General features: G+C 41.0%; 8 protein-coding genes and 1 pseudogene. 3 read left to right on the top strand and 6 right to left on the bottom strand.

All coding sequences use genetic code 11. The features are described 5' to 3' along the window. The 5 genes and pseudogenes from IQ209_RS08155 to IQ209_RS08135 all read right to left on the bottom strand — a co-directional run. Positions 1 to 1,752 (bottom strand): annotated as a pseudogene (locus IQ209_RS08155) (phage tail protein); the annotation flags it as partial. Next, positions 1,745 to 1,864 (bottom strand): GpE family phage tail protein, encoded by a 120-nt coding sequence (locus tag IQ209_RS08150; protein WP_208605066.1) that lies wholly within the window; start codon positions 1,862 to 1,864, stop codon positions 1,745 to 1,747. The pseudogene IQ209_RS08155 and the gene IQ209_RS08150, both read right to left, overlap by 8 nt. Before the next feature lie 14 nt (positions 1,865 to 1,878). After that, entirely contained in the window at positions 1,879 to 2,196 is a 318-nt protein-coding gene (locus IQ209_RS08145; protein WP_074020973.1) for a phage tail assembly protein, read from the bottom strand. 106 nt (positions 2,197 to 2,302) lie between these two features. Further along, positions 2,303 to 2,821, bottom strand: a complete 519-nt coding sequence (locus tag IQ209_RS08140) for a phage major tail tube protein (protein WP_099113837.1) — start codon at positions 2,819 to 2,821, stop codon at positions 2,303 to 2,305. Positions 2,822 to 2,832: 11 nt separating this feature from the next. Next, positions 2,833 to 4,008, bottom strand: coding sequence for a phage tail sheath protein (locus IQ209_RS08135; RefSeq protein ID WP_193850681.1), 1,176 nt, complete (start codon positions 4,006 to 4,008; stop codon positions 2,833 to 2,835). Positions 4,009 to 4,157: 149 nt separating this feature from the next. On the opposite strand from IQ209_RS08135, the gene IQ209_RS08130 reads away from it, so the two are divergent. Then, positions 4,158 to 4,364 carry a hypothetical protein gene (locus tag IQ209_RS08130; protein WP_193850679.1) on the top strand — a complete coding sequence of 69 codons (207 nt, stop codon included), beginning with the start codon at positions 4,158 to 4,160 and terminating at the stop codon, positions 4,362 to 4,364. A gap of 206 nt (positions 4,365 to 4,570) precedes the next feature. Here the strand turns inward: IQ209_RS08130 and IQ209_RS08125 are convergent, their stop codons facing one another. Further along, positions 4,571 to 5,380 carry a DUF2829 domain-containing protein gene (locus IQ209_RS08125; protein WP_193850677.1) on the bottom strand — a complete coding sequence of 270 codons (810 nt, stop codon included), beginning with the start codon at positions 5,378 to 5,380 and terminating at the stop codon, positions 4,571 to 4,573. A 478-nt stretch (positions 5,381 to 5,858) separates the two neighbouring features. On the opposite strand from IQ209_RS08125, the gene IQ209_RS08120 reads away from it, so the two are divergent. Both IQ209_RS08120 and IQ209_RS08115 read left to right on the top strand, forming a co-directional pair. Next, positions 5,859 to 7,442: a tail fiber protein gene (locus tag IQ209_RS08120; RefSeq protein WP_193850675.1), complete on the top strand. Its 1,584-nt coding sequence runs from the start codon at positions 5,859 to 5,861 to the stop codon at positions 7,440 to 7,442. Further along, complete coding sequence (locus tag IQ209_RS08115) at positions 7,442 to 8,059, top strand: tail fiber assembly protein (RefSeq protein WP_228005777.1); 618 nt, start codon at positions 7,442 to 7,444, stop codon at positions 8,057 to 8,059. Before IQ209_RS08120 ends, IQ209_RS08115 begins: the two co-directional genes overlap by 1 nt. The last annotated feature ends 107 nt before the right edge of the window (positions 8,060 to 8,166 follow it).

Genomic DNA, 8,166 nt, shown 5'->3' with positions numbered 1-8,166 from the left:
CTGAACACCCAATTGCACAAACGCATCTAAGGTGGATTTTAATTTATCCAGCGCCTGCGTTCCCAGTTGAGCAAATATATCCAAAGGTGCTGTTAATTTATTCAGAGCCTGAATACCTAGTTGCACAAATGCATCCAAGGTGGATTTTAATTTATCCAACGCCTGAATCCCTAATTGGGCAAAGAAATTCAGGCTGGCTTTTAATTTGTCAAAAGCGTTAAGCCCTAATTGCACAAATGTATCCAGCGTGGATTTTAATTTATCCAGCGCCTGAATCCCTATTTGGGCAAAGAAACTCAGGCTGGCTTTTAATTTATCAAAAGCATTGAGCCCTAATTGCACAAATGTATCCAGCGTGGATTTTAATTTATCCAACGCCTGAATCCCTATTTGGGTAAATATATCCAAAGGCGCCGTTAATTTATTCAGGCCCTGAATACCCAATTGAACAAATGCATCCAGCGTGGATTTTAATTTATCCAGTGCCTGAATCCCTATTTGAGCAAAAAAATTCAGACTGGATTTTAATGCCCCCAAAGCGTGAATACCCAACTGAGCAAATGCATTCAAGCTGGATTTCAATGTTTCTAAAGCCTGACGACCTAATTCAGCAAATGCACCAAAACTGACTTTTAGCTGAACAAAAATCTGGATCCCAAACTGAGCAAAAATGTTCAGGCTAGCTCTCAATTCGACAAACGCCCGAAGCCCCAACTGGATAAAAAAGTTCAGTCCGGCTCTTAACTCGACAAAAGCCCGAACTCCCAATTGTGCAAAAAAGTTCAGACTGGCTCTTAGTTCAACAAAAGCCCGAATTCCCAACTGGATAAAAAAGTTCAGTCCGGCCCTTAGCTCGACAAAAGCCCGAAGCCCCAACTGTGCAAAAAAGTTCAGGCTGGCTCTCAATTCGACAAACGCCCGAAGCCCCAACTGGATAAAAAAGTTCAGTCCGGCCCTTAGTTCGACAAACGCCCGAATTCCCAACTGTGCAAAAAAGTTCAGGCTGGCTCTCAATTCGACAAACGCCTGAAGCCCTAACTGGATAAAAAAATTCAGTCCGGCTCTTAACTCGACAAACGCCCGAATTCCCAACTGCACGAAAAAGTTCAGACTGGCTCTCAATTCAATAAAAGCCTGAATCCCCAGCAATGCAAATATATTTAATTTAACTCTTAAAGAATCAAATATTTTGATACCAACATTGCCAAACACTTGTACATAATTGATTAATGTTTGGAATGTGACTTTTACAAAACCAGCAGTTATATTCAAAACCCCATTAATTTTATTTAGCATACTAAATAAAATTGTTATCTGAGGATTAATATTAATAACCAATTTATCTAACAATTTAAAATTGTTAGTCATATTACCCGTCACACCAAGATTGAACTCATTCTTTTTACTGGATGAGTTTTCCTGTCTGACATTTTGGTTTATTTGAACAATATTAGCTGATTGGCTGGCGGCACTCACCTGCATGACTTGTGAGGAGTTCTGCCGCGCAGAGAAAGATTGTTTAATAGTTTGATGATAAGCCTTAAGATCGGCGCGCATACGCGCAGTTTCCTGCGCATAACCTATAATGGGTTTTAATCCTTCAACAGTCTTATTGAGTTTTTTGAACTGGTTATAAATTTTATCAACTGAACCTACCAGTTTTTTCTGATGCTGTTGAAAAGATTTAAAGGAACTGGTCAGCTTTCCAACGGTACTCAATACCTTGTTAAGCTGTGACTGTATATTACTCATTTTCTGCACCACTTCTTAAAATGGCCCGATGTCGCCAGTCCAATAATTCCGGCAGTGACATTGCATCTGTGTCTGCCGGAGTCCAGTGAAAAACGGTGGCAATATCTGCCACCAATTCATCAACGGTTAATCGTTCTGGGAATCGGACTTGACCGACTTCGGCAACAAAAAATTGACCACCTCCACACTGAGATTAATCAGATCACCAGGTGACATCATCATCAGGTCATTTTTGGTCAATGCAGGGGTGGTAACACGCGGCAGGACAAGCAGCATAGAATCCACATCCATTTCCAGCAGTGCCTGTAAACGTGCACCGCGCAACGCACCGCTGTTAGGTTTGCGTACCATCACTTCGGTGATTTCGCCGTTGCCTCGCGCCAGTGGTGCTTCCAATTCAATGGTGCGCAGATCGTCATTTTGAGTATTCAGTGTTTCTGTCATGGTTCAACCTTGTTTATCCGATTAGAAACCCGTCTCAACAGGCACGATTAATACACTGATGAGACAGGAAATAAGTTTTAAAAAAGTTAATTGCTAAAAGAAGCGATTAAAAAAGACCGATAGCGCGGCGATGCTGCTCCAGACGATCTTCCCCACCTACTTTTTCAACCATGTTGATGGTGTCGATTTCAATCAGTTCTTCACCATTCCAGGTCAGTTTGAAATAAGTATTTTTGGCAGTGATTTTGGTCTGGGTGTTATCACCTTGTTTATAAGTACCGTGATCGAACTCCTGGAAACGACCACGCATCACAACTTCGACTGCAACCACTTCACCGTTATCTTCACGCTCAAAAGAGCCAGCAAAGCGCAGCATGACACCATCGGCTTTCGCTATGCCCCACTGTTTGTACAGTTGAGCTTCAACGCCACCCAGAGTGAATTCAGCATCCAGTGCGCCTTCATCCAGACCCAAGTCCACCATTGCGCTGCCGTTCATGCCAGCACCGCGATAAGCTTCCAGCTTGCGGCTTAACTTAGGAAGAGTCAGTTCTTCCACGATCCCCTGATAGTTGTTGCCATCATTGAACAAGTTCAGGTATTTAAGTTTGCGAGGTAATGCCATCAGTTAGCCCCTTATTTATTAATACTTTTCGCGAAATCCATCAGGTAACTATCTGTAATGCGCTGGCGTAACATCATGTCTTCCAGTGGCGGTACAGGGGTATAGTCGTAATCGATGGTCAGTTTGCCTGCTTTCAGGGTGTCTTTATCGTTGATTTTGTCGTCATACCAGCAACGACCATCAATGATGTAACCGCCGGCTTTCAGCTCGCGGAACTTGGCATTGATACCTTCGATAATGTCGCGTACCAGTGATGGCGTCAGCGGCTTGTCGATAGCCCACATATGCGCTTCAGCCATAGTGTCAGCCAGAACCTGAGCGGTACGGGTGTAGCTTTCGAACTGGAACAGTGAGTTCTCAGAATCAGAGCCAACACAAGTGCGTGAACCCCAGAAACGAAAACCGTTTTTGCGGATCAGTGTTGTGATGTGATTCTTGTTCAGCAGATCAGCCTCAGTTCCAGTCGCTTGCAGATCCCAGAAGACATCGGCAGACAAGCCAGTTACGCCATTCACGCCCACGTTGGACAGAGTCTTATGCCAGCCAGTCTCTTCGTCGATTTTGGCACGCAAGCCCAGTGCATAAGCCGTCGCAGGTGCGATAACTTCACCCTTATCCCATCTCAGGAAATCAGGCCAAATCAGCATTACCTCACGCTGACCGAAGTTTTCACGATATTTGATGACTTCAGGGACAGTTTTGCAGCCATAAGCGCTTACATACGCCATTGCTTTCAGTTGCTTGGCAATAGCGGCCAGTTCAGCAGCAACCGGTTGTGAGTCCAGACCCGGAACACCCAGAATGCGGGGTTTAACACCGAGTTGGCTTTGCGCAGCAAGCAGTGCCTTAATACCTGTTTTCTTACCTTCTGGCGTAACATCACCGATAATGTTAGCAGTGGTTTCTTTTTCAGATTCGCCCTCAGCCACACGCACAACCACAGTGATAGGTTGTGCCTGTGCTGCGATTGCTTTCAGTGATGCGGCCAAAGTGCCTTTTTCACCAGCTTTACCAATGGCGCTCATAACGTCAGTCAATAATACCGGTGTGTCTAATGGAAATGTTTTTTCGTCTGCGTCAGGTGCAGTACAGACCATACCCACGATAGCGGTGCTAACGGTAGTGATGGTGCGCGTACCTTCGTTAATTTCCTGTACACGGACTCCGTGATGATAATCTTGTGCCATATTAGCGTTCTCTCCTGTTAAGGTGTGGGAGTATATTGACGCAATAGGCTTTTAAAATCATGCGGTTGGCGGTGTGTGATGAATAGTACAAATGGAGTGGATGTAACGTCTTGTTTTGGTTGGAGAGCGCCGTTGGAAAGAATTAGGTTTTGGTATTTAAAAATATTTTACTGATCAATTTTGAACATGTTCTGGATTTCAGCATCTGCTACAAAAAAGTCATTATCAATAGTAATGAGTTTCTGGTATCCGCCGAGTACTCTGTTATTGGGTATTGCGGGAAGTGGTTGGAGATCGTCGTCGATAGCTTGATCTGTATTTGCCTGTGTGGTCATGAAATTGTCTCTGTTGGCTAATTTATCGACATGATGCTGTAAATAGAAGTCACCGTCAAAGAATACCGGATATGGTTTTTTGTTCGCCTGTTTTTAGTTCTAAATCTGCTCCTTCCAGTATTATTCAAGTCAATTGGCGGTTTTGGTTATTTTTTGGTGAGGGGAAAACATTGGATATGATTAAGGCCACACAATGTGTGGCCTTAACAAACTAATTCAGAATTGAATTACTTCCAAACACAGTAAAAACGCTTAGTTTTACCCGTTTGCTGTAAGACTTTAATCAGTTCATCAACGGCTGGGTATTCTTCATTACTATACATAATCATGCCTCCATTTTCGCTGTTGAAAGTACAGCCTGTAGGCTTCCCTAAATTATAGGTAACGTTATCAACGGTTACTTGCAGAGTTTTCGCCTCTATAACTCTGCCATACTGCCAATCATGCTTTATTTCAGGTAAGAAATGAAATCTGAAATGTTTGATCGTTTCGTCATATCTAACTTTATCTCTAACATAGAACGCCGTAACGGTTTTAATATCAGTGTTATTTCGAATCATATTTAAGCTACCAAGAAGTGATGGATCATAAAGAGGTCCCCCATTCTCACCTATATACCCCCAAGTTCCTTGCCCACTCAATGAGGATTTGAACATATCTAATTTAATATCAAAAACCAGATTTGCACCCTCTACTTCGGGTTCAGGCTTTATCGTTTCCTGAACCAACGCCCAATCGCAAGCCACCAGATCTTCTTGCATCGGCTGCCAAGAGGTCCTGTTGCCGTGTTTATTGCTCTTATCAATATGAGATAAATAATCGAACTTACCTTCGGTGTCGGTACGACGCGGGACAAAGTTTAGCTGTTCCTTATCAGCCCAGTCACTGCGGCGCACTTTCTTGCCCAATTTCAATTGGATCAGAGCCCAATAGAAAGAGCCTTCTGGAGCAATAATCTGCTCGCCTTTATAATTATTGGGATCAAACGGGCATTCATTCTCAGGGTTCTGGTTTCCGGTTTTAATTGTTTCAGACATATCTTTTTCCTTATAGTTGAAAATCAATCAGAAAACGAAATCTTGAAAATCTCGCTTTCCTCTGCGGATAAGCAGTCTGCACAGATTAATGAATGCTGGGATGGATTTTAATTGATTATCCTTGTAGGTCTCATAGTACAAATGATGACTGAAAAAAATGTATTTTTTATGGATTAACAGGGAGAGATAATATTTTTTATTCTGGTTCCAAGCGCCAACGTCATTATCAGATCACGGGAAAATACATTATGTATGCGCTTAATACGTTAATCTAGCTGTAGATGGTCAAAAAATTTTGGAAAAGGATTGATTGAGAGTCAATATTTCGGTTCAAAATTTATCCTTTTTGGTATTATTCGAGGCAATTCTGGGTCTTGGTTATTTTTTGATGGGGTAAAATGATCAATTTTCAGCATTAGGTTGTGGTTTTTAGGGGAGAGGGTGGGATTTTGTCTAGGATCGTAAGGATCTGTGGATTGTGAAAAACCTCGGTTTGGCGGAAACCGTTAATCTGGCGGCTGGAGCATGGTCTAAATCTATCATCAGAGAATTGGGGAATGGTGGAACATTTGCAAGTTGTAACACTCCAGGAATATATAACATTGCTATTGGTAAACCTGAGACAGTATCAGATTTCCCCAAAGTGAATGGGAATCCAATTTACGGTTATGGCATGATGATTGTGACAGTGAGTAATTCGTGCACTTCACAATTGTATATGTCTCATAGTGGACACATTGCTGTTCGTCAATCATGGTATCCGAATAAAGAATATGAAAAGTGGTTTGTTCAATATAGCCCTGCAAATAAACCGTCAGCTGCAGATATTGGTGCATTTTCAAGCTTAGGTGGGAAAATTGATGGTGAGGTATATGCTGATAAATTTTGGACAAAAACTACCTTAAATCTTGGTGAGGAAATTACAGGAGAACGTCACGGAATAAATATTGGTCCGGTTGATAATGCTAGTTTCGAGGGAAATAATGTAGAAATTAGATCTTGGTACGGCATTGGTTTGAAATCAAGTTTAGATAATCAAACACGAATTTTTTTCAATCCCCGTAATGGGCATATTGGTACACAAGGTTCTATCAATGCCGAAAAATTATTAGCAAAATCTAATGTTTGTATCGGCAATGAAGATCATGGTATTTGGGGTGGTGAAAAAGATGCAGCTAGTTTCGAAGGCAACAATTTGGAAATTAGATCATGGTATGGTATAGGGTTAAAAGCCTCCACAGATAATGAAACGAGGATTGTATTTAATACCCGTAATGGAGATATAGGAACAAAAGGAAATTTGCTTGTTGGTGCAAATGGTAATAGTTCATTAAAAATCTCTTCACATAATACGGCAAATTCACCAATATTTCTCTATACATTCGGAGATGTACATACTGGAGGCACACGACATGCCATATTAGAAGCAGCAGATGATAAAGGATGGTTTTGGTATAGCCAGAGGGCTACTAATAATGAAATTCAATTTGCAGTAAATGGAAAAATGTTGCCTAACGATTATGGTAACTTTGACAATCGTTATTTACAGCACCATCAACAAAATATTCCTGTGGGTGTTCCTTTACCGTGGTCTCATGCAAACCCACCCGAGGGTTATTTTGAGTGTAATGGTCAGTCTTTTGATAAAAAACAATATCCCAAATTAGCAATGGCATATCCTTCTGGAATTGTTCCTGATTTGCGTGGTGAATTTATTCGAGCTTGGGACAATGGTCGTGGGATTGACAATGGTCGTGGTTTACTCAGTTATCAATCACCCACACTAATAAGAACAGCAATACTTGATTATGAAGGGAATGATTCCCATGGAGTTCATGCAGAGACCATTGGTATTCCTTTTGATAATGCCGATTTCACAACACAGTCGCAACCAAATACAGCAAAGGCGCCAAATAATTCACCAATACCTGGTGGAAACAACGATTCAGGTATACCTGGAACAGTTTCTACCGCAGCATTAAGATCGTTTGGGTGGAATTCTTGGTGGTTTAGTACTCGTCCCCGTAATATCGCATTTTTATACATAGTGAGAGCAGCATAATGAAATATACTACAGATCTTAAAACACCAAAATTTAATGAAAATGGTTTTGCAACTTCTAATGGCTGGGTAATGATTTATCGGGCTAATCCCGAAACAAGAGAATATATTTGTGCAGATATGGAACGCACTGTTATTGGTGTTAGTCTGTCTGCTGGGGCTTATTTAGATGCACCTAAATTACCTGATTCTTTTGATATTGCTGTTTGTCGTAGTGACGATGAAAAGTCATGGATTAATGTACCCGATTATCGTGGAAAAATTGCTTATCACATTAAAACCCGAGAATCTCGAAAAATACAATCAATTGGTGAATTACCTTCTGAATTAACTTTATTAGAACCTAAAACTTCATTTGATAAATGGGATGGAAAACAATGGGTAACGGATTTTGATGAACAACAAAAATATGATTTACAACAAGTTGAAAACCAAAAACAATCTCTGTTACATGAATCTGAACAAAAAATTATTCAATTAGAGCGTAAAGTTCGGCATGATATGGCCTCAAAAGAAGAACATTTACTATTACGTGAATGGGAAGTATATAGTGTTAAGTTAGTTGAACTTGATATTTCAGATATCAAAAAAACTGATTGGCCCCAAAAACCAGAATAATAATCAGGGGCATTGTGATCTGCCCCCAAAAAGTTAGACATATATTATATCCCCATAATGGATTGAGTTCTGTAATCAATCAGACTCAATCCATTCAATTTAGTATT

Source organism: Xenorhabdus sp. BG5 (genome assembly GCF_015163665.1).
GTDB lineage: Bacteria > Pseudomonadota > Gammaproteobacteria > Enterobacterales > Enterobacteriaceae > Xenorhabdus.
This window is presented reverse-complemented; position numbering and strand designations above follow the sequence as displayed.

What these genes read in the sequence shown, in the direction of transcription:
- IQ209_RS08140 (WP_099113837.1), bottom strand. Translation starts at nt 2,821, where the DNA reads ATGGCATTACCTCGCAAACTTAAATACCTGAACTTGTTCAATGATGGC.
- IQ209_RS08115 (WP_228005777.1), top strand. Translation starts at nt 7,442, where the DNA reads ATGAAATATACTACAGATCTTAAAACACCAAAATTTAATGAAAATGGT.
- IQ209_RS08135 (WP_193850681.1), bottom strand. Translation starts at nt 4,008, where the DNA reads ATGGCACAAGATTATCATCACGGAGTCCGTGTACAGGAAATTAACGAA.
- IQ209_RS08125 (WP_193850677.1), bottom strand. Translation starts at nt 5,380, where the DNA reads ATGTCTGAAACAATTAAAACCGGAAACCAGAACCCTGAGAATGAATGC.
- IQ209_RS08145 (WP_074020973.1), bottom strand. Translation starts at nt 2,196, where the DNA reads ATGACAGAAACACTGAATACTCAAAATGACGATCTGCGCACCATTGAA.